Below are 19,924 nucleotides of genomic sequence, written 5' to 3'. Positions count from 1 at the left end.
GCCGGCTTGAAGCACCTTCCTGTTGCCGCTGTCATCGCGGCGGCGGCAACAGGCGTAATTAAATAATTAAAAGTTTTGCTGGATCGGTTTATCGAGGGTAAGTTGCGCGCCGGTTTTGTTGCAGGGCCCATCGCGGTCAGGTAACGGGGGCAACTTGGGCCCAACTATTTAAGAGGACCTCCACGTGCCAGTCTTTTCTTTGTTACGCAACGCCTTGCTGGTGGGCGCCGGCCTGACGCTCGCCGTCAGTGTCCAGGCGGCCTCCACCGTGCATATTTATAACTGGTCGGACTACATCGGCGAGACCACCCTGGCGGACTTTGAAAAAGCCAGTGGCATCAAGCCGGTGTACGACGTATTCGATTCCAACGAAACCCTCGAAGGCAAGCTACTGGCCGGGCGTACCGGTTACGACGTGGTCGTGCCGTCCAACCACTTCCTGGGCAAGCAGATCAAGGCCGGGGCATTCCAGAAGCTCGACAAGTCGCAGTTGCCCAACTACGCCAACCTGGACCCTTTGCTGCTCAAACGCTTGGAAAAGAACGATCCGGGCAATCAGTACGCCGTGCCTTACCTGTGGGGTACCAACGGCATCGGCTACAACGTCGAGAAGGTCAAGGCGGTCCTGGGCGTCGAGAAAATCGATTCGTGGGCCATGCTGTTCGAGCCGGAAAACATCAAGAAACTCTCCAGCTGCGGTGTGTCGTTCCTCGACTCGGGCGACGAGATGATCCCGGCGATGCTCAATTACCTGGGGCTGAACCCCAACAGCGAAAACCCTGAAGACTATAAGAAGGCCGAGGCCCAGCTCCTCAAGATCCGGCCTTACGTGACCTATTTCAATTCCTCCAAATACATCTCGGATCTGGCCAACGGCGAGATCTGCGTGGCCGCCGGTTTCTCTGGCGACATCTTCCAGGCCCGTGCACGTGCAAGCGAGGCCGGCAAAGGCGTCGACATCGCCTATGTGATCCCCAAGGAAGGCGGCAATCTCTGGTTCGACATGCTGGCGATCCCGCGCGACGCCACCAACGTCAAGCAAGCTCACGCGTTCATCAACTATGTACTCAAGCCTGAGGTGATCGCCCAGGTCAGCGACGTCGTCGGTTATGCCAACCCGAACCCCAAGGCTGGCGAACTGATGGACCAGAAAGTACGCACCGACGAAGCGGTTTACCCACCGCAAGCGGTCGTCGACAAGCTTTACGTCAACTCCGAGTTGCCGCCCAAGATCCAACGACTCATGACCCGCAGCTGGACCAAGATCAAGTCGGGTAAATAGCGTTAAGCGCTCTAACTATTCCAGGTTCGTCCGTGTAGGCGAACTGTAAATTCTGTGGGAGTTTCGTAAATGGCAGTTGCCTCCGGCGCCTATAAGAAAGCCCTCGAGGGCGACCAGACACCCAAACAGGTGTTGGTCAAAATCGACCGGGTTACAAAAAAATTCGACGAGACGATTGCCGTGGACGATGTGTCCCTGGAAATCAAGAAAGGCGAAATATTTGCCTTGCTCGGCGGTTCGGGATCGGGCAAATCCACCTTGTTGCGCATGCTGGCCGGTTTCGAACGGCCCACGGAAGGGCGGATTTTCCTCGACGGTGTGGACATCACCGACATGCCGCCGTATGAGCGGCCGATCAACATGATGTTCCAGTCCTACGCCTTGTTCCCCCACATGACCGTGGCGCAGAACATCGCCTTCGGCCTGCAACAGGACAAGATCCCGAAAGCCGAGGTCGACGCCCGTGTGGCCGAAATGCTCAAGCTGGTGCAGATGAGCCAGTACGCCAAGCGCAAGCCGCACCAGCTCTCTGGCGGCCAGCGCCAGCGCGTGGCCCTGGCCCGTTCCCTGGCCAAGCGGCCAAAGCTGTTGCTGCTCGACGAACCGATGGGGGCCCTGGACAAGAAGCTGCGCTCGCAAATGCAGCTTGAGCTGGTCGAGATCATCGAGCGGGTTGGTGTGACCTGCGTCATGGTGACCCACGACCAGGAAGAGGCCATGACCATGGCCGAGCGTATCGCGATCATGCACCTGGGTTGGATCGCCCAGATCGGCAGCCCGATCGACATCTACGAAACCCCGACCAGCCGGCTGGTCTGCGAGTTCATCGGCAACGTCAACATCTTCGAGACCGAGGTGGTGGAAGACGCCGAAGGCCACGCGGTACTGACCTGCAAGGACCTGGACCGTAACATCTACGTGGGCCACGGCATCAGCACTTCGGTGCAGGACAAGTCCGTGACCTACGCCATTCGCCCGGAAAAACTGCTGGTCACCGCCGAACAACCGACCTGCGACCACAACTGGTCCAGCGGCAAGGTCCATGACATCGCCTACCTGGGCGGTCACTCGGTGTTCTACGTCGAGCTGCCAAGCGGCAAGGTGGTGCAGTCCTTCGTCGCCAACGCCGAACGCCGTGGCCAGCGCCCGACCTGGGGCGATCAGGTGTTCGTCTGGTGGGAAGACGACAGCGGCGTGGTACTTCGCTCATGAACATGCGCAAATTCAAACGCCGACTCGACCGAATAACGCCCGGTGGCCGTCAATTGGTCATCGGGGTGCCCTTCATCTGGCTGTTCCTGTTCTTCATGCTGCCGTTCTTCATCGTCCTGAAGATCAGTTTCGCTGAAGCCGATGTGGCCATTCCGCCGTACACCGAGATCTACAGCTACGTCGACCAGAAGCTGCAAGTACTGCTCAACCTCGCCAACTACGTGATGCTGAGCGACGACGAGCTGTACATTGCCGCCTACCTTGGCTCGCTGAAGATGGCCCTGATCAGCACGGTGCTGTGCCTGTTAATCGGCTATCCGATGGCCTACGGCATCGCCAACGCCCGCAAAGAGATGCAGACGGTGCTGGTGCTGCTGATCATGATGCCGACCTGGACCGCGATCCTGATCCGCGTCTACGCGTGGATGGGCATCCTCAGCAACAACGGCCTGCTCAACGGCTTTTTGCTGAGCATGGGCTGGATCAGCGAACCGCTGCAAATCCTCAACACTAACCTGGCGGTGTACATCGGGGTCGTTTACTCCTATCTGCCGTTCATGATCCTGCCGCTGTACGCCAACCTGGTGAAGCATGACGCCAGCCTGCTGGAAGCCGCATCCGACCTGGGTTCGAGTACGTTCAACAGTTTCTGGAAAATCACCGTGCCGCTGTCCAAGAACGGCATCGTCGCCGGCTGCATGCTGGTGTTCATCCCCGTGGTGGGCGAGTTCGTGATCCCGGAACTGCTGGGCGGCCCGGAAACCCTGATGATCGGTAAAGTGCTGTGGCAGGAATTCTTCAACAACCGTGACTGGCCGGTGGCATCCGCCCTGGCGGTGGTGATGCTGGCGATCCTGATTGTGCCCATCATCCTGTTCAACCGCAGTCAGGCCAAAGAAATGGAGGGCAAGGAATGAAGCGCTTCAGTTTTTCAAGCCTGATGCTGGTGCTGGGTTTGCTGTTTATCTACGCGCCGATGCTGATCCTGGTGATCTATTCGTTCAACGCCTCGAAACTGGTGACGGTGTGGGGCGGCTGGTCGCTCAAGTGGTATATCGGCCTGCTGGACAACACTCAGCTGATGGGGTCGGTGGTGCGCTCGCTGGAGATCGCCTGCTACACGGCGATCGCTGCGGTAGCCTTGGGTACGCTGGCGGCCTTCGTGCTGACCCGCATCACCCACTTCAAGGGGCGTACGTTGTTTGGTGGCCTGGTCACCGCGCCGTTGGTGATGCCGGAAGTGATCACCGGCCTGTCGCTGTTGCTGCTGTTCGTGGCCATGGCGCAGATGATCGGCTGGCCCCAGGAGCGTGGCATCGTCACGATCTGGATCGCCCACACCACGTTCTGTGCGGCTTATGTGGCGGTGGTGGTCTCGGCGCGCTTGCGTGAGCTGGACCTGTCCATCGAAGAGGCGGCCATGGACCTCGGGGCGCGGCCGTGGAAGGTGTTCTTCCTGATCACCATCCCGATGATCGCGCCATCGCTGGCGGCGGGGGGCATGATGTCGTTCGCGTTGTCCCTGGACGACCTGGTGCTGGCGAGCTTCGTCTCCGGCCCCGGCTCGACGACATTGCCGATGGAAGTGTTCTCGGCGGTGCGCCTGGGCGTGAAGCCGGAGATCAACGCCGTGGCGAGCCTGATCCTGCTGGCCGTGTCGCTGGTGACCTTCCTGGTCTGGTACTTCAGCCGCCGCGCCGAAGAAAACCGCAAGCGGGCGATCCAGCAAGCCATCGAAGAAAGCGCCGCGGACTCCTGGAAACAACCGGAGATACGCCGGACGCAAGCAGCGCCGGTCTAACAACCCGACGCAGCCCTACCTGTGGGAGCGAGCTTGCTCGCGATAGCGGTGAGACAGTCGACGAAAATGTTGAATGTCACTCCGCCTTCGCGAGCAAGCTCGCTCCCACAGGTTTTTGGGTTACTTACAAAACTGTAGACAGCCGCAAATCCAATGTGGGAGCGGGCTTGCCCGCGAAAGCGGTGTGGAGTCGACGAAAATGTTGAATGTCAGTCCGTCATCGCGAGCAAGCTCGCTCCCACAGGTTTTTGGGTTACTCACAAAACTGTAGACAGCCGCAAATCCAATGTGGGAGCGGGCTTGCTCGCGATAGCGGTGTGAAGTCGACGAAAATGTTGAATGTCAGTCCGTCATCGCGAGCAAGCTCGCTCCCACAGGTCTTTGGGTTACTTACAAAACTGTAGACAGCCGCAAATCCAATGTGGGAGCGGGCTTGCCCGCGATAGCGGTGAGACAGTCGACGAAAATGTTGAATGTCAGTCCGTCATCGCGAGCAAGCTCGCTCCCACAGGTTTTTGGGTTACTCACAAAGCTGTAAACAGCCGCAAATCCAATGTGGGAGCGGGCTTGCTCGCGATAGCGGTGTGAAGTCGACGAAAATGTTGAATGTCACTCCGCCTTCGCGAGCAAGCTCGCTCCCACAGGCTTTTGGGTTACTCACAAAACTGTAGACAGCCGCAAATCCAATGTGGGAGCGGGCTTGCCCGCGAAAGCGGTGTGGCAGTCAATGCAGAAGTGGGCGGCTTACGAATTCCAAGGCGATGTACGGATGACTTCGACAAAGTTCATCGGCTTGAACCCCGGCGCCTGATCCACCAGCACATCCGTCTTCACATTGCCGAAGGTCGTCTGCGGGCGATGCCGCAAGCCGTCGGCGAAGGCGCAGATGATGCATTCCTTGAACCCTTCCCCGCGCGGATGAGCATGCACCACGGCGTCGCGCTGCGCGGCCGGGAACGCGGCGTAATCCATGCCCAGCACGTCCATCTCCACGCCAGCGGTCACCAGGGCGACGGTGGGGCGCAGGTGTTTGGGCACGCCTGGCGTGGTGTGCAGGGCGATGGACAGCCACACCTGCTCGATATCGTCATCGCTCAACCCGTAGGGTTTGAGAAATGCCGCGGCGGCGTTTGCGCCGTCCACTTCAAAACGTTCGTCGTCGCTGCGGTAACCCTCCACCAGGCCCAGGTCGTGGAACATCGCGCCGACATACAGCAACTCCGGGTCGTAGGCCAACTGCCGACGCTGGCCACTCAAGGCGCCGAACAGAAACACCCGGCGAGAGTGGTGGTACAGCAGGTCGGACTCGATATCGCGGATGTAGTCGGTGGTGGCGCGGGCGAGGGCGCTGTCGGGGATTTTGATGCCGGCAATGCTGTTCATGCTGCTCTCCTCTTGACGATGGGCCAGTGCGGCGCCGAGGGTTTCAGTGTGTTCGCCGGGAGGTCGCGCAACAATCTTCCCATGGCTGCGATCCTTGCCAATAAGCCTGGGTTTCGTGCCAGGGTGGCTTGCGAGGCACGGATTGGCTAGGGTGGCGGAGTCATTCAACTCGAAGGCACGCGTGAACCATGCAGAAAGTCGTCGCCGTCGTGGCATTCCCAGGTGTCCAGTCGCTGGACGTTTCCGGGCCCATGGATGTGTTCAGCGAAGCCAATCGTTTCCTGGCCGCCGAGGATCACTATCGGCTTGAGGTGATCGGGGTCGAACAGGGCGCGATGCTCTGTTCCAACGGTTTGTCCCTGAATGCCCATCGGCATTTCAGCGAGGCTTCGCAGGCTTACGACCTGCTGTTGGTGGCAGGCGGGCCGCAGTTGCCGTTCATGCACATTGGCGTGGTATTCGATGCCTGGCTGCGGGACGCCTGCGGGCGAGCGCGGCGCTTTGGTTCGATCTGCAATGGCGCTTTCATGCTGGCTCGGGCCGGATTGCTGGCGGGGCGGACCGTCACCACCCATTGGGGCGACGCCGCGGCGCTGGCGCAGCTGTGCCCCTCGACCCGGGTTGAAGCGGATCGTTTGTACGTGCAGGATCGTGAGCTCTACACCTCCGCCGGGGTGAGCGCAGGGATCGACCTGTCCTTGTTCCTGCTGGCCCAAGACCATGGGCCGGACGTGGCGCTGAGTGTCGCCAAGCGGCTGGTGGTGTTTACCCAGCGCTCGGGCGGGCAATCGCAGTTCAGCCCTTTTCTTGTGCCCCACGCTGAGCCGACGTCCACCGTGGCCCAGGTCCAGGCGCATGTACTGGCGCACCTGAACGGTGACCTGACCATCGCCGACCTGGCCAATGCGGCGAACATGAGCCAGCGTAATTTCTCCCGGGTGTTCACCCGGGAAGCGAAGATCACGCCGGCAGAGTTCGTCGAGCAAGCCCGGGTGGACGCGGCGCGGGTGATGCTGGAAAGCACCCGCGCCCCGCTCAAGACTGTAGCTTGGCAGTGCGGCTTTCGCGATGCCCAGCACATGCGCAGCGTATTCAGCCGCAGGCTGGGCGTGACGCCGCAGCAATTCAGGCTGAATTTCGGCGCGCTGGTGTAGGTGTCAGCCGCTCATTTCTTCAGCGCGTCGTGGGCCTCCAAGGCTCGCAGGGAGTAGATGTACGCCGCGCCGGCATTCAGCGACACCGCCGTGGCCAGGGTGGCGGCAATTTCTTCACGGGTGGCGCCAGCCTTGATGGCCGCGTCGGTGTGCACGCCGATGCAGCCGTCGCAACGAGTGGTGATGGCCACGGCGATGGAGATCAGTTCACGGGTCTTGGCATCTAACACGTCGTTTTCAGCCGCGGCTTCATCCAGGGCCATGTAGGCCTTGACCATTTTCGGGTTGCTCTTGCCCAGGGCGCCAAAGGCACTTTTGATGGTGGGCAGCAGTTCGGACCAGTTATTGAACATTGCATTGACTCCTGTGAGGGGGGACGGGGGGTTGAACCCTTGTAGTCTTGACCATCAATGACGATTGAGCCTGTTGGTGATGAAAAATTACCCCCGCCAGAATCAGGGCGAGCTCCTCGCCGGTAACAGTTTCAGGGTCGCGCGGGTATTGGCCACCACTTCTTCCTCGGCCAGGTGCGCCTGGTGATAGACCCCCTCGATATACGCCTCGGCCTGATCCTCGTAATGCTTGTCGAACGGCACGCCGCTCTGGCCGACCGGATTGATGGTGACGCTGTGGGCCGGATCGGCGAAGTCGATGATGCGTCGGGTGGAAGGACCATAAGTCACCGGCCAAGGAGCCGGACCGATTTTGGCCGAGAGGTTGTTGGGCACTTCATGGGTGCCGGGGGCCGCAAACGGACCGACGTTGAAGATCCGGTCCAGCGGCTTTTGCTGGCCCAGCGGATGACCATGGGTCAGGGTGTGGGCCTTGCCCCATTGCCATTGCGTGGCATCGTCGCCCAGGGTGGCCCGCAGGTGCGCCAGGCTTTTCTTCCAGGCGATGTTCACCGTGTCGGCACGGGTTTCCACGCCCAGCGTCGTGCGGTCATCCCACCACGGTGAATCCTTCGAGGCCGCCAGGCGTGGCAGGGCCGCGTCGATCACCCGGGTCGACAGCGCGGTCTCGAAGAACCCATTGCCCAGTTCATCGTGCAGGGCGGCGTCGGCCAGGTTGAACAGGAATTGATTGAACAGCGTGGCACTGATGGAATCCAGCGGGTAATCGCCCTGCCATTGGCCCAGTTGCTCCACCCATTTGCGTTCCTGCGGATCGCTGACCACTTCGCGCAACACCGGCAACAAAGGCGCGAGCAGGCGCGGGCCGTAGGCGGTGGTCGTGCCCAGTTGCAGCTTCTGGGTGGTTTGGAGATCCCATTTCGCTTGCTTGTCGCTGAGCTGGAGATTGAGTTGCTGGCCGCGGTCGGCGGGGTTGTAGTAGCCCGGGATCTCGATGCCGCTGGCCGGCACCGGCTGGAAGTTGGCTGAGACGATGTAGCCCCGCCCCGGGTTTTCTTCCTGGGGATTGTCGCTGAACGGGTAGAAACCTTCCTTTTCCGCTTCCGGGCTGCTGCCATCGAGGATGAACCCCGGTTTCACGCCGGTTGGCCGCTTGGGCAGTTGCGCGGCGGCCCACCAGCCGATATCGCCCTTGGCATTGGCCCATACGACATTCAGCCCCGGCGCGTGGATCTTGGCCGAGGCGCCACGGGCCTTGGCCAGGGTGTCGGCGCGGTTGAGCTGGTAGAAGGCCTCGAGGATCGGGTTGCGGCTTTCCAGGAACCCCCACCACATGGCGATCGGCGTCTTGCCGGCGTTCGCACCGAGGGCATCGTTGACGATCGGGCCGTGGGGCGACTGGCGCAGCACCAGCGTCACCGGCGCCTGGCCCTTGACCGCGATCTGCTGTTCGCTGCGGGTCATGTCCACCCATTGGCCGCGATACCAGACCTGCTCGGGATTGTCCGGGTTGGTCTTTTCTGCAATCAGGTCCAGGTCGTCGTTCTGGAACATGGTGATGCTCCAGCCGAAATCCTTGTTCATGCCCAGCGTTGCGAAGGGCAGCAGCGCCTGGTAGTGCCCGTAGAGCTCGAAACCCGGCGCGGACAGGTGCGCCTCGTACCACACCGATGGCGTGGAAAAACGGATATGCGGGTCGCCCGCCAGCAACGGCTTGCCGCTGTGGGTGCGGTTGCCGGAGACCGCCCAGGCGTTGCTCCCCTCGAACTGCGGCAGGCCGTTTTCCGCCAGGGCCTGTTCGCTCAGGCGGGCGAGGGCGTTGAGGTCTTTCCAGTCGGCGGCGGCCAGTGGCTGGTTGCGCTTGCGACCATCGGCCAGCACGCCTTGCGGCTGCCAGTCGAGGTCGAAGATGTCCAGGTAGTTGGCGCCCAGTTGATCACGCACGTAGGTCAGCAGGGGTTCGGTACGAAAGGCCGCGGCGAAGCTGTAGGCCATGTAGCCGGTAATGCTCACGGTGTCTTCGGCGGTGAAAGGGCGCTTGGGAATGCCCAGCACATCGAACTCCACCGGCCGGGTGTGGCTGTCCTGGTAGGCGTTGATGCCGTCCAGGTAGGCCTGCATCGCGATCCAGGCCGGGGATTGTGGGTCTTGCTCCGTCACATAGGTCGCGGCGCGCTCGCGGATGCGCAGGCTGCGCATCAGTTTGTCGGTGTCGAGCAGCTTCGGCCCCAGCACCTCGGCCAGTTCGCCACGGGCGAGACGACGCATGATCTCCATCTGGAACAGCCGGTCCTGGGCATGGACATAGCCGAGGGCGCGGTACAGGTCGGTTTCGTTCTCGGCGCGGATATGCGGCACACCGCGTTCGTCGTAGCGCACGGTCACCGAGCCATGCAGCCCTTGCAGCTGTACCGTGCCCTGGCGGGTGGGCTGCTTGCTGTAGAGGTAGCCGCCCGCGACGATGATGGCGGTGACGACCAATGACAGGAAGGCGATGAGGGTGCGTTTCATGGTGATTCCTTATTCTGATGACAGCGGTCCCATGGTCTCGCTGTTGACTCCCTGTTTAGCATGCCACTGCTTTACTGCGCATCGCCCCTCGGAGGGATTGCTTATTCTTTGGCAGATGTGTCCTCGCCCCACGGACAATAACACCCCACCGCCAGCGTATGAGTCGCATCCACCGCCCGGCCAACGCTCAACGCTTCGAGAATCGGCTCGATGAAGCTGTTGCTCGAATTGCAGGTCAGGCCTTCGCTGTAGGGGCCGAAATACGCCAATTTGCCGCTGCGGTCCCAAATCGCCACGGCGGGGCTGGCGGGAATCTGGCTTGAACCGGGGAGCGCCGGGAGGGCTTTGAGGCTGCTTAACGTGGTCGGTAACCGGCCTTGGCTACCGGTCTTTTGTACCGCATAGAACTCGACGCCTTGTGGTCCGTATTTATCGACCAGCTCGGCCAGGTGTTGCTGGTTGCCGACGTTGCACGGGCAGGCCGGATCCCAGAAATGCACCAGGCGGATCGCGCCAGGGCCGGCCAGGTCAGCGGGCAGGCGCAGTGGGTCGCCGGAAAATACCGCCGTGTGTTGGCTGAATGTGCGCAGAAAACGCCCCTGGAACCAGTCGTAGGCGAACCACAACACGGCGGCGCACGCGAGGACAAGCAGGCTGGCAAGCAAGGTCGTGCGGTGGGACGGGCGCATGAAGTCGATCCTCTGAGGCCGGCTAGCTTGCCATGCCTGCCGCGACAGATGAATATCGCAGGCTTATAAAGTCTGTTTCGCGCGATGCGCTTCTGCCTGGGAATCTTGATGCCTGCCACTTTCGACCCCGATCACCTGCGTGCCAGCCTGCAATCCCTGGCCGAGTGGCAGCCGCTCTCGGAGCAAGCACAGGCCTATCAGCGCTTCTATGGGCTGGATTTCCCCCAATACCCGTTGCGCAAGGGACTGGGGCGTTTCGAGATCGACGGGTATGAGGTGGTTGCCCAGGTCTGGTGGCCGGAAAAAGCCGTGGCGACGTTGTTTGTGTTCCACGGTTACTACGATCACATGGGCCTGTATCGACACTTGATCGAGTGGGCCCTGGCGCAGAAATTCGCGGTGATTGCCTGTGACCTGCCGGGCCATGGCCTGTCCAGCGGCGAGCGGGCCAGCATTGGCGATTTCGCCGAGTACCAGGCCACGTTGCAGGGCCTGTTGGCCGAGGCTGGAGCATTGGGCCTGCCGCAACCCTGGCATCTGTGTGGGCAAAGCACCGGCGGGGCTATCGTGGTGGATCACGTGCTCAACCATGGCGCCACTAGCCCGGCCCAGGGCCAGGTGATCCTGTTGTCGCCGCTGGTGCGGCCGCGGGCCTGGGGTTGGTCGCGCCTGAGTTACTACCTGCTCAAACCTTTTGTGACCGGCATCGCCCGGCGCTTCAGCGAGAACTCCACCGACCCGCAGTTCCTGCCATTCCTGCAAGCCGACCCGCTGCAACCGCTCCGCCTGCCCACCGCGTGGGTGGGGGCGTTGGGACAATGGATCAAACGCATCGAAGCCGCCCCGAGCAGTCCGCGCCAGCCGTTGATCGTGCAAGGGCAGGCGGATATGACGGTGGATTGGGTGCACAACCTGCAAGTGCTGCGCAGTAAGTTCGACCGGCCGCAGGTGTTGATGCTGCCCGAGGGCCGGCATCATCTGGCGAACGAGGCCTTGGCAATGCGGCAGGAGATGTTTGGGTTTCTGACCAAGCGGATGAGCCGGGTTCGGCGGTGACTTTGTGATCGCTATCGCGAGCAAGCTCGCTCCCACACTGGACCTTTGACGCTCGCGAAACCTGAGTTCACTCAACCCCCTGTGGGAGCGAGCTTGCTCGCGATAGCGATGCCTTGGACGCTGAAGTTCTACTGCCCGAGCGTCTGCCCCACCGCCAACCCCGCCCGAATCGCCGCCAAAGCCGCCTGGTAATAAGCCTGACCCTCGGCCGATTCGGCGAAGGTGGCGAATTCTTCCAGCTCGGTATCCGACAGGTCGCGGTAGACGTACAGCAACGTGTTGTTCAGGTCCGCGCCGATCTGCTCCATCAGCCGCTGGCGCTGGCCGTTCAGCATGCCCTGGGCCTGGCCGCCACCCAGCAGGCCGGGGATCATCGAACTCAGGCTGTCGGCCGCCACGCCGGCGATCGCCAGGCTGACCTCGGCGCCGGCTTCGCGGGCGGGCAGGGCCTGGGCCAGGTGGCCGATGATCAACAAGCGGTTATCGCTGGCTTGCATCTTCGGCAGGCCCTTGGCGTTTTTCGCCAATTGATCGCGACGGGTCGCCAGCAGTTCGGCCGTCACGACCTTGCGGCCCAACGGTGATTGGAAGAACGCCAGGGACGGCTGAGGGTCACGCAGGTTCTTGCGCATTTGCGCCTCGGCCCGCTGGTCCATGGCCTGGGGGGCGAAACGTTGATTGCTGTTGTTCACCAACGCCTGGAACACCGCTGGCGGCAGGCTGTTCTGGTAACGCTGTTGCGTGGCGCTCAAGGCGTCATTGAAATGCGCCCGCTGTTCCGGCCAGCCGGCGACCTTATACAACTGGTCGTAGCTGTCTGCCCAGGCAGGTAATACGCAGAACATCAACAGTGAGAAAAGCAAACGGCGCATAGGGACTCCTGTCAGCAGCCGACTATTCTCCGTGGGGTGTGGGGTCTTGTCGAGAATTCGTATCAAGTTCGTACGGCGGTGCTATCTGGCAGCAAAAAACCTGCTGTGCCTCGCTGTCGGTTTTGCAGGCACAGGAATACTATGCGCGCCATGCAAATATCTTCTGATCACCCGCTGCTGTTACGTATCGTGGACGACCTGGCCGAGCGCGGCTGGTCGCAGCAGAACATCTTCCTGCCGGATGCGTTGACCCGCGCCCTGGCGACCGAGTGCCGCCAGCGTGCCGCTGAAGGCGAATTGGCCCCGGCGGCGGTCGGGCGCGGGCCGTTCTCGGAGATTCGCGAAGGCATTCGGGGTGATCGCATCCAATGGATCGAGCCCGGCCAGGCGCCAGCCTGCGACCGTTACCTGGGGCTTATGGACTGCCTGCGCGAGGCGATGAATCGCGGGCTTTTCCTGGGCCTGGAGGATTTCGAAAGCCACTTCGCCCTGTACCCGCCCGGTGCGTTCTACCTCAAGCATGTCGACCGCTTCCGCGATGACGACCGGCGGATGGTGTCGGCGGTGCTTTACCTCAACGACGCCTGGTTGCCGGAACATGGCGGCCAGTTGCGCATGTACCTGGACGACGGCGCGGAACATGACGTGGTGCCCACCGGTGGCTGCCTGGTGGTGTTCCTGTCGGGGGAAATTCCCCATGAAGTCCTGCCCGCCACGCGGGATCGCCTGTCCTTGACGGGGTGGTTCCGGCGCCGTGGCAACGAGTTGTTCTGAGTATGGAAAAGATCCTGGTCAGTCGCTGCCTGCTCGGCCACCGTGTGCGCTACGACGGTGGTGCCAGCGGGCCGTTCGATCAGCTCCGGCATTGGCTCGACGAAGGCCGGGTCGTGGCGCTGTGCCCGGAAGTCGCCGGTGGCCTGCCCACGCCCCGGGCGGCGGCGGAGATTCCCGGCGGGCAGGGTGGGCAAGTACTCGATGGCCACGCAGCAGTGATCACTACCGACGGTGAAGATGTCAGTGCGCAGTTTTTGTCAGGTGCCGATCAAGCGCTGGCGTTGGTGCGCGAACACGGCATCCGGATCGCCGTGCTCAAGGCCAATAGCCCGTCGTGCGGTAATCTGCTGACCTATGACGGGACGTTCAGTGGCGTGAAAGTCACTGGCGAAGGCGTGACGGCAGCCTTGCTCAAGCGCCATGGCGTGAAGGTGTTCAGTGAACTGGAATTGCCTGAAGCGGCTTTGGCGCTCAAGGCATTGATCGGCGATTGACCCTAAGCGGGCGCCGCGGCTCTTGTGGTGAGGGGATTTATCCCCGTTGGGGTGCGAAGCGCCCCCAAAATGGTTGAACGCTATTGACTTGAGAAAGCGAGGTGTCAGGTTTTGGGGCTGCTGCGCAGCCCAGCGGGGATAAATCCCCTCGCCACAAACTGTGTCCACCCTATCCTCGGTTCAGGCAGGAGGTGTCTAGAGCTCCTCGGCCAACTGCTCGATCCGCTCCTGCCGCTCCGCCTGGCTCAACCGTGCCTGAGGGTTCAGCGACGACCACTGCGGATACGTCCGGGCCTTGCTCAAGGCTTCGGGCAACTTGCCTTCGCGCCAGGTCTTGTCCTGGGGCGTGGCGATGCGGATGCTGTCCATCGCCGCGTGGCCGCGCTCATTGAGGGCTTGCAGCAGTTGTCGTTGGCGCAGGGCCAGCAGGCGCAATACGCTGTCGTCCACCGTCAGCTCCCGCTGGCCCTTGAGCTTGCCCATCAGCCGGCTGCCATAGCTGCGCGCGGTTTGCAGGGTGCCGCCGACAATGGCCCCGGCCAGGGCGGCGGCACCGAGGGTCAGGCCGCCCACCAGCAAGTCCACCCCGGCTCCGGCCGCTGCGCCCGCCGCGATCCCGCCGCCCACGCGTACGCCCAGTTGCTTGAGGGTTTCGGGGTTGAACAGGTCATCGCCCCAGCGCCCGTCCAGCAACGGCAGATCGCTGGCAGCAGCGTCTTGGGGGCGGAAAGCGTAGAGCTTGAGCAGGGCCTCGACGCAGCGCTGTTCGCGTTGACGCACCGCGCCGCGTAGCTCGCTGATGGCCTGGCGCTCCAGTTCGGCATCGCTGGCCACGCTGCGCCGGCAGGCGGCGCAGTCGATCAGCAATTCGGCGATCAATCGCGCCGCGCTCCGCTGACGGGCAAGGCGCTGGGCCTGTTGATCGGCGACCAGTCGTTCCAGTTGCCCGCGGGCGCTTTCCAGCAACAGCGCGAGGCTTTCATACAGGCGTCGTTCGCCGTCTTCGGGTGGAGCGACGCTGTCAAAGCGCACCAGGGCGTGCAGTCCCAGTCGAGCCAGGGCTTCACGCCAGTCGGGCTCGCGATGATGGGCGCTGCTGACGAAGTTCAATACCGGCAGCAGCGGTTTGCCACAACTGGCGAGGACTTCCAGCTCATCACGGTATTTGGCCAGGACCGGTTCCCGGGCATCGATCACATAGAGCCCGGCGTCGCTGGCGAGCAGTTGCCGCAGCACTTTGGCTTCCTGCTCGAAACGTTGCCGCGCCTCGCTGCCCTCGAGGAACCGGGCCAGGCGCGCCGGGCCATCCAGGCGTTCGCCGGGACGCTCCAGGCGCTCGAGGTAATCGAGCAGGGCGATGGCGTCTTCCAGGCCCGGCGTGTCGTACAGTTCCAGCAGCGCTTCGCCGTCCACCGACAAGCGTGCACCCTCGACGTGCCGGGTGGTGCTCGGACGGTGGGACACCTCGCCGAAGCCGACGTCCCGGGTCAGGGTTCGTAGCAGGGAGGTCTTGCCGACGTTGGTATGGCCGACCACGGCCAGTTTCAGTGGCTTCATGGATTCAGTCATGGCCGGTCTCCAGCCAGTTCAAGGGCGCGCAATCGGCGAAGGGCAATTGCAACTGTTGCAGGGCGTTGTGCCAGTCGCCCAGGCGCTCGGCGTCCAACGCTTCACCCGGTGGGGCTTGCAACAACCAGACGCGGGTGGCGCTGGCGCTGCGGGCCAGCTCGGCAATCAACGCCAGGCTGCCGCGATCCGGTGAGCGGCGCGGGTCGCAGGCAATCGCCAGTCGCGCCGGGGGAAATCGCGACAGTTGTTCGAGGAGCCGGTGGCGGGATTCGCGACTGTCGAGAATGCCGGCGTCTTTCACGGTGTCTGGCAGTTTCGGTGGCCAGGGCCGCTCGTCCAGTTCGATTGCCACCAGCAAGGCTCCGTCGCTTTCCTGCGCACTGACCGCATTTTCGATCTGGTGCAACTGCGCGGGCGCGGCGTCGTTGACGCCCAGGCGCTCACTGCTGGGCATCAGGCGTTCGCGCAATTGGGCGTAGCCCGGCAGGTTCAGGTCCAGGCGCAACAGGGCCCGGCCGCGCCGCCAGCGCCACAGGCACAGCAGCGCCAGGCCCAGGCGCGGCAGCACGCCATAGACCAGCACCACGCCCACCAGCCAGGCGGCCCAGGCCTGGCGGGCGCTCTCGATGTCCAAGGCGCCGTCGCCGCTGGCGCGGATCATCTCCACGGTCGGCACGCTGAAGCCCAACAGGGCAGGCAGCGCGCCGAGGCCTCGGGTCATGGCGACGAAGGTCTCGCCACCGAGGATTGTCGTTTCCCAGACAAAGCCATAGCGCCGGGTCGCCATCAGCATCAGTACGATGACCAGCGCGCTGAACATCGCCAGCAGCCACAAACCATTGACCAGCGCACCGAGGGCCCAGCGATTGAGCTTGTGCCGTTGCAGCAACAGCAGCAGGACCGGCGCCAGCTGGGCGGCCTTGGCATCGCGGGCGAGTTTTTCGCTGAGCCACAGCCACAGGCGCCCCAGCGCGGCACCTTGCTCGCCAGCGAATATCAGTCCCAGGACCCAACCGACGAGCAGGATCAGGTTCAGCCCCAAAAGACTGCCCAGGGCCCAGAACACATTGACCGGTGTTTGCCCATCGCCGAGCGCGGCGAACCCGAGGCCGGCGCCGCTGATGATGGCGAGCACCGCCAGCACGATCAGCGCCAGGCGCGCCCCTTGCAGCCAATGGCGCAGGGCGTCGGTGAGACCATCGCGCTCGGCCAGCCAGCGGGCGCGGTGGCGGATGCGGGTGGATAAATCGCCGCCTGCCGCACGGGCCAGGCGATTGGCTTCCTGGTCTTCGAGCGGGCCGGCGTGTTCTTCACGCAGGCGGACCGTCTCGGTCAACCAGAGGTTCTGCAGTTCAGTCACGGGCGCTCCCGTCGCTCGAATGAGGGGTGAGCATAACCGCTGTAGCGCCCGTCGGGGTACGTTGCCAGGCGCCAAGCCTCTGGTATCCTCGCCGCCATGAAAAAAACTCTGCCCCTAAGCCTGATCGCAGCCCTCGGTGAAAACCGTGTGATCGGCGTCGACAACAGCATGCCCTGGCACCTGCCGGGGGATTTCAAATACTTCAAGGCCACCACCTTGGGCAAGCCGATCATCATGGGTCGCAAGACCTGGGATTCCCTCGGCCGGCCATTGCCAGGGCGCCTGAACATCGTGGTCAGCCGTCAGCTGGATCTGGTGCTGGAAGGTGCGGAGGTCTTTTCTACGCTCGAGGCAGCGGTGGAACGGGCCGAGGCCTGGGCGTTGGCGCAGGGTGTCGACGAGCTGATGTTGATCGGCGGTGCGCAACTGTACGCCCAGGCGCTGGCGCAGGCGGATCGGCTGTACCTGACTCGCGTAGCGCTGAGCCCGAAGGGGGATGCGTGGTTTCCGGAGTTTGATTCAAGCCAGTGGAAGTTGGTTTCGAACCAACCGAACCCGGCGGAAGGGGACAAGCCGGCCTACAGCTTTGAGGTGTGGGAAAAGCTTTAAAAACATCGCGAGCAAGCTCCACACATTGATTGCCAGTGATCACAAATACTGTGTTCACTGAAGATCCAGTGTGGGAGATTGCTCGCGATAGCGATCGATCAGGTGCCACCCATCAAGCCTGTACCAGCTCCCCATGCTCCTCGGCACCCAGCAACGCCTTGTCGGTCTGTTGCATCACCTGACTGGTAATCGCCCCGGCGGTGATCGAACCGCTGACGTTCAACGCCGTGCGGCCCATGTCGATCAGCGGTTCGACGGAAATCAGCAACGCCACCAGCGAGACCGGCAAGCCCATTGCCGGAAGTACGATCAACGCGGCAAACGTCGCGCCACCACCGACCCCGGCCACACCCGCCGAGCTCAGGGTCACAATCGCCACGAGTGTCGCGATCCATACCGGATCCAACGGGTTGATGCCCACCGTCGGCGCAACCATGACTGCCAACATGGCCGGATAGAGCCCGGCGCAGCCATTCTGGCCGATGGTGGCGCCGAACGAGGCGCTGAAGCTGGCAATGGAACGCGCAATGCCCAGGCGGCTGGTCTGGGCTTCGATACTCAGCGGGATCGTTGCCGCGCTGGAGCGGCTGGTGAAGGCGAAGGTCAGCACCGGCCAGATCTTGCGGAAGAAGCGCAACGGGTTGATCCCGGCGGCGGAAACCAACAGGCCGTGGACCACGAACATCAAGCCCAGCCCGAGGTACGACACCACGACGAAACTACCGAGCTTGATGATGTCCTGCAGGTTGGAGCCGGCCACCACTTTGGTCATCAGTGCCAGTACGCCGTACGGGGTCAGTTTCATCACCAGGCGTACCAGGCGCGTCACCCAGCTTTGCAGGGTGTCGATGGCGTTGATCACTTTCTGGCCTTTCTCTACATCATCCTTGAGCAACTGCAACGCCGCGACACCGAGGAACGCGGCGAAGATCACCACGCTGATGATCGAGGTCGGCTTGGCCCGCGCCAGGTCGGCAAAGGGATTCTGTGGAATGAACGAGAGCAGCAGTTGCGGGATGTTCAGGTCGGCGACCTTGCCGGCGTAGTCGCTCTGGATCACCTGCAGGCGCGCCAATTCCTGGGTGCCGGCCACCAGGCCTTCGGCGGTGAGGCCGAACAGGTTGGTCAGGCCGATACCGATCAGGGCGGCAATGGCGGTGGTGAATAGCAGCGTGCCGATGGTCAGGAAGCTGATCTTGCCCAAGGACGAGGCGTTGTGCAGGCGGGCTACGGCGCTGAGAATCGAGGCGAAGACCAGCGGGATGACGATCATTTGCAGTAGCTGCACGTAACCGTTGCCCACCAGGTCGAACCAACCGATCGAGGCTTTGAGCACCGGGTGGCCAGCGCCATAAATCGTGTGCAGGGTAATCCCGAACACCACGCCCAGCACCAGTGCCAGCAGGACTTTCTTGGCCAGGCTCCAGGTACCGTGACGGGTTTTCGCCAGGCCAAACAGCAAGGCGAGGAATACCAGCAGATTGAGGATCAGCGGCAGATTCATCAAAAAAAGCTCCGATAAGACTTGTGCCAGTCGCCTGAAGCCGCGACTGCGAGCCGGGGAGCCTAACAGCCTGATAACTAATGAATTAATACTAAAAAAGCATGTAGATTGTCGTTTATGGAATAAGGCAATGGCGTTTATGGATACGCCGCTGGCGTGATCACGATGTAAGCGGTCGCCCACAGGCGAGGACTGTCACAAGCATTTGTTAGCGTCGGGTTCTTTGAACCTGGGAGAAATGCCGATGAAGCTCGCACCTCACCTTCTCGCTGTTGCCTTGGGCCTGGGCCTCGTCGGTCAGGCATTTGCCACTGATCTCAAGCACTGGCCCGCCGAACAGGCCAAGGCACTGGACGCGATGATCGCGGCCAACGCCAACAAGGGTAACTACGCGGTGTTCGACATGGACAACACCAGTTACCGCTACGACCTTGAAGAGTCGCTGTTGCCGTTCATGGAGAACAAGGGCCTCATCACCCGTGAAACCCTGGATCCTTCCTTGAAGCTGATGCCGTTCAAGGACACGGCCGATCACAAGGAAAGCTTGTTCAGTTATTACTACCGTCTGTGTGAAGTGGACGACATGGTCTGCTACCCGTGGGTCGCCCAGGTGTTCTCCGGTTTTACCCTCAAGGAACTCAAGGGCTACGTCGATGAGCTGATGGCTTCCGGCAAGCCGGTGCCAACCACCTATTACGACGGCGACAAGGTGGTGAACTACAACGTCAACCCGCCAAAAGTCTTCACCGGCCAGGCTGAGCTGTACAACAAGCTGATGGAAAATGGCATCGAGGTCTATGTCATGACCGCGGCGTCGGAAGAGCTGGTGCGCATGGTCGCCTCCGATCCGAAGTATGGCTACAACCTCAAGCCGCAGAACGTGATCGGCGTGACCACGTTGCTCAAGGATCGCAAGACTGGCGAGCTGACCACTGCCCGCAAGCAGATCACCGCAGGTAAATATGACGAGAAGGCCAATCTTGACCTGGAATACACGCCTTACCTGTGGACTCCGGCGACCTGGATGGCCGGTAAGCACGCGGCTATCCTGACGTACATCGACGAATGGAAAAAACCGGTGCTGGTGGGCGGCGACACGCCGAGCAGTGACGGCTACATGCTGTTTCACGATGTGGACGTGGCCAAGGGCGGTATCCACCTGTGGGTCAACCGCAAGGACAAGTACATGACCCAGATCAACGGCATGATGGCCAGGCACGCCGCGGCCCAGGCCAAGGAAGGACTGCCGGTGACGGCGGACAAGAACTGGGTGATCGTCAAGCCGGAGGATATCCAGTAAC

Annotated in this window: 18 protein-coding genes; 10 read left to right on the top strand and 8 right to left on the bottom strand. The window is 62.2% G+C overall.

Features of this window, described 5'->3' with window-relative positions:
• The first annotated feature begins 184 nt into the window (after positions 1–184).
• The 4 genes from CD58_RS27180 (at position 185) to CD58_RS27165 (ending at position 4,295) form a co-directional block, all read left to right on the top strand.
• Positions 185–1,282 carry a polyamine ABC transporter substrate-binding protein gene (locus CD58_RS27180; protein ID WP_025216018.1) on the top strand — a complete coding sequence of 366 codons (1,098 nt, stop codon included), beginning with the start codon at positions 185–187 and terminating at the stop codon, positions 1,280–1,282.
• Positions 1,283–1,351: 69 nt separating this feature from the next.
• Positions 1,352–2,494: an ABC transporter ATP-binding protein gene (locus CD58_RS27175; protein ID WP_025216017.1), complete on the top strand. Its 1,143-nt coding sequence runs from the start codon at positions 1,352–1,354 to the stop codon at positions 2,492–2,494.
• Entirely contained in the window at positions 2,491–3,411 is a 921-nt protein-coding gene (locus tag CD58_RS27170; protein ID WP_025216016.1) for an ABC transporter permease subunit, read from the top strand. Before CD58_RS27175 ends, CD58_RS27170 begins: the two co-directional genes overlap by 4 nt.
• On the top strand, positions 3,408–4,295 hold the full coding sequence (locus tag CD58_RS27165) for an ABC transporter permease subunit (RefSeq protein ID WP_025216015.1): 888 nt from the start codon (positions 3,408–3,410) through the stop codon (positions 4,293–4,295). The genes CD58_RS27170 and CD58_RS27165 overlap by 4 nt, the downstream gene beginning before the upstream one ends.
• 744 nt (positions 4,296–5,039) lie before the next feature.
• Here the strand turns inward: CD58_RS27165 and CD58_RS27160 are convergent.
• Complete coding sequence (locus tag CD58_RS27160; protein WP_025216014.1) at positions 5,040–5,678, bottom strand: HD domain-containing protein; 639 nt, start codon at positions 5,676–5,678, stop codon at positions 5,040–5,042.
• Positions 5,679–5,866: 188 nt separating this feature from the next.
• On the opposite strand from CD58_RS27160, the gene CD58_RS27155 reads away from it, so the two are divergent.
• Positions 5,867–6,832 carry a GlxA family transcriptional regulator gene (locus CD58_RS27155; RefSeq protein ID WP_025216013.1) on the top strand — a complete coding sequence of 322 codons (966 nt, stop codon included), beginning with the start codon at positions 5,867–5,869 and terminating at the stop codon, positions 6,830–6,832.
• Positions 6,833–6,843: 11 nt separating this feature from the next.
• Here the strand turns inward: CD58_RS27155 and CD58_RS27150 are convergent, their stop codons facing one another.
• The 3 genes from CD58_RS27150 to CD58_RS27140 all read right to left on the bottom strand — a co-directional run bounded on the left by CD58_RS27150 (position 6,844) and on the right by CD58_RS27140 (position 10,385).
• Positions 6,844–7,185, bottom strand: coding sequence for a carboxymuconolactone decarboxylase family protein (locus CD58_RS27150; RefSeq protein WP_003206631.1), 342 nt, complete (start codon positions 7,183–7,185; stop codon positions 6,844–6,846).
• 102 nt (positions 7,186–7,287) lie between these two features.
• The gene (locus CD58_RS27145) at positions 7,288–9,696 is read right to left on the bottom strand and encodes a penicillin acylase family protein (protein ID WP_025216012.1); all 2,409 of its coding nucleotides are present in this window, start codon (positions 9,694–9,696) and stop codon (positions 7,288–7,290) included.
• Positions 9,697–9,797: 101 nt separating this feature from the next.
• Complete coding sequence (locus tag CD58_RS27140) at positions 9,798–10,385, bottom strand: DUF6436 domain-containing protein (protein WP_025216011.1); 588 nt, start codon at positions 10,383–10,385, stop codon at positions 9,798–9,800.
• Positions 10,386–10,493: 108 nt separating this feature from the next.
• Between CD58_RS27140 and CD58_RS27135 the strand changes: the two genes are divergently transcribed.
• Positions 10,494–11,441 (top strand): alpha/beta hydrolase, encoded by a 948-nt coding sequence (locus CD58_RS27135; RefSeq protein WP_025216010.1) that lies wholly within the window; start codon positions 10,494–10,496, stop codon positions 11,439–11,441.
• Positions 11,442–11,569: 128 nt separating this feature from the next.
• On the opposite strand, the gene CD58_RS27130 is transcribed toward CD58_RS27135, so the two are convergent.
• Positions 11,570–12,313: a DUF2059 domain-containing protein gene (locus CD58_RS27130; RefSeq protein WP_025216009.1), complete on the bottom strand. Its 744-nt coding sequence runs from the start codon at positions 12,311–12,313 to the stop codon at positions 11,570–11,572.
• A 141-nt stretch (positions 12,314–12,454) separates the two neighbouring features.
• On the opposite strand from CD58_RS27130, the gene CD58_RS27125 reads away from it, so the two are divergent.
• Together CD58_RS27125 and CD58_RS27120 are read left to right on the top strand one after the other, a co-directional pair.
• Positions 12,455–13,087 (top strand): 2OG-Fe(II) oxygenase, encoded by a 633-nt coding sequence (locus tag CD58_RS27125; protein WP_025216008.1) that lies wholly within the window; start codon positions 12,455–12,457, stop codon positions 13,085–13,087.
• A 2-nt stretch (positions 13,088–13,089) separates the two neighbouring features.
• Complete coding sequence (locus CD58_RS27120; protein ID WP_025216007.1) at positions 13,090–13,581, top strand: DUF523 domain-containing protein; 492 nt, start codon at positions 13,090–13,092, stop codon at positions 13,579–13,581.
• 195 nt (positions 13,582–13,776) lie between these two features.
• On the opposite strand, the gene CD58_RS27115 is transcribed toward CD58_RS27120, so the two are convergent.
• Both CD58_RS27115 and CD58_RS27110 read right to left on the bottom strand, forming a co-directional pair.
• Positions 13,777–15,150 (bottom strand): GTPase/DUF3482 domain-containing protein, encoded by a 1,374-nt coding sequence (locus CD58_RS27115; RefSeq protein ID WP_025216006.1) that lies wholly within the window; start codon positions 15,148–15,150, stop codon positions 13,777–13,779.
• Positions 15,143–16,510, bottom strand: a complete 1,368-nt coding sequence (locus CD58_RS27110; RefSeq protein WP_025216005.1) for a DUF2868 domain-containing protein — start codon at positions 16,508–16,510, stop codon at positions 15,143–15,145. The genes CD58_RS27115 and CD58_RS27110 overlap by 8 nt, the downstream gene beginning before the upstream one ends.
• Before the next feature lie 96 nt (positions 16,511–16,606).
• Between CD58_RS27110 and CD58_RS27105 the strand changes: the two genes are divergently transcribed.
• The gene (locus tag CD58_RS27105) at positions 16,607–17,119 is read left to right on the top strand and encodes a dihydrofolate reductase (RefSeq protein WP_025216004.1); all 513 of its coding nucleotides are present in this window, start codon (positions 16,607–16,609) and stop codon (positions 17,117–17,119) included.
• Between the two features lie 112 nt (positions 17,120–17,231).
• Here CD58_RS27105 and CD58_RS27100 read toward each other — a convergent pair whose 3' ends face one another.
• Positions 17,232–18,623, bottom strand: a complete 1,392-nt coding sequence (locus CD58_RS27100; protein ID WP_025216003.1) for an L-cystine transporter — start codon at positions 18,621–18,623, stop codon at positions 17,232–17,234.
• Between the two features lie 244 nt (positions 18,624–18,867).
• Between CD58_RS27100 and CD58_RS27095 the strand changes: the two genes are divergently transcribed.
• Positions 18,868–19,923: a phosphorylcholine phosphatase gene (locus CD58_RS27095; RefSeq protein WP_025216002.1), complete on the top strand. Its 1,056-nt coding sequence runs from the start codon at positions 18,868–18,870 to the stop codon at positions 19,921–19,923.
• Position 19,924 lies beyond the last annotated feature (1 nt).

The sequence above is a fragment of the Pseudomonas brassicacearum genome, from assembly GCF_000585995.1.
Classification (GTDB): Bacteria; Pseudomonadota; Gammaproteobacteria; order Pseudomonadales; family Pseudomonadaceae; genus Aquipseudomonas; species Aquipseudomonas brassicacearum_A.
This window is presented reverse-complemented; position numbering and strand designations above follow the sequence as displayed.

Bases quoted from the DNA above. Each gene is read 5' to 3' on its own strand.
- CD58_RS27105 (WP_025216004.1), top strand. From the start codon at position 16,607: ATGAAAAAAACTCTGCCCCTAAGCCTGATCGCAGCCCTCGGTGAAAAC.
- CD58_RS27150 (WP_003206631.1), bottom strand. From the start codon at position 7,185: ATGTTCAATAACTGGTCCGAACTGCTGCCCACCATCAAAAGTGCCTTT.
- CD58_RS27135 (WP_025216010.1), top strand. From the start codon at position 10,494: ATGCCTGCCACTTTCGACCCCGATCACCTGCGTGCCAGCCTGCAATCC.
- CD58_RS27170 (WP_025216016.1), top strand. From the start codon at position 2,491: ATGAACATGCGCAAATTCAAACGCCGACTCGACCGAATAACGCCCGGT.
- CD58_RS27115 (WP_025216006.1), bottom strand. From the start codon at position 15,150: ATGACTGAATCCATGAAGCCACTGAAACTGGCCGTGGTCGGCCATACC.
- CD58_RS27175 (WP_025216017.1), top strand. From the start codon at position 1,352: ATGGCAGTTGCCTCCGGCGCCTATAAGAAAGCCCTCGAGGGCGACCAG.
- CD58_RS27165 (WP_025216015.1), top strand. From the start codon at position 3,408: ATGAAGCGCTTCAGTTTTTCAAGCCTGATGCTGGTGCTGGGTTTGCTG.
- CD58_RS27145 (WP_025216012.1), bottom strand. From the start codon at position 9,696: ATGAAACGCACCCTCATCGCCTTCCTGTCATTGGTCGTCACCGCCATC.
- CD58_RS27095 (WP_025216002.1), top strand. From the start codon at position 18,868: ATGAAGCTCGCACCTCACCTTCTCGCTGTTGCCTTGGGCCTGGGCCTC.
- CD58_RS27120 (WP_025216007.1), top strand. From the start codon at position 13,090: ATGGAAAAGATCCTGGTCAGTCGCTGCCTGCTCGGCCACCGTGTGCGC.
- CD58_RS27155 (WP_025216013.1), top strand. From the start codon at position 5,867: ATGCAGAAAGTCGTCGCCGTCGTGGCATTCCCAGGTGTCCAGTCGCTG.
- CD58_RS27140 (WP_025216011.1), bottom strand. From the start codon at position 10,385: ATGCGCCCGTCCCACCGCACGACCTTGCTTGCCAGCCTGCTTGTCCTC.
- CD58_RS27100 (WP_025216003.1), bottom strand. From the start codon at position 18,623: ATGAATCTGCCGCTGATCCTCAATCTGCTGGTATTCCTCGCCTTGCTG.
- CD58_RS27160 (WP_025216014.1), bottom strand. From the start codon at position 5,678: ATGAACAGCATTGCCGGCATCAAAATCCCCGACAGCGCCCTCGCCCGC.
- CD58_RS27125 (WP_025216008.1), top strand. From the start codon at position 12,455: ATGCGCGCCATGCAAATATCTTCTGATCACCCGCTGCTGTTACGTATC.
- CD58_RS27130 (WP_025216009.1), bottom strand. From the start codon at position 12,313: ATGCGCCGTTTGCTTTTCTCACTGTTGATGTTCTGCGTATTACCTGCC.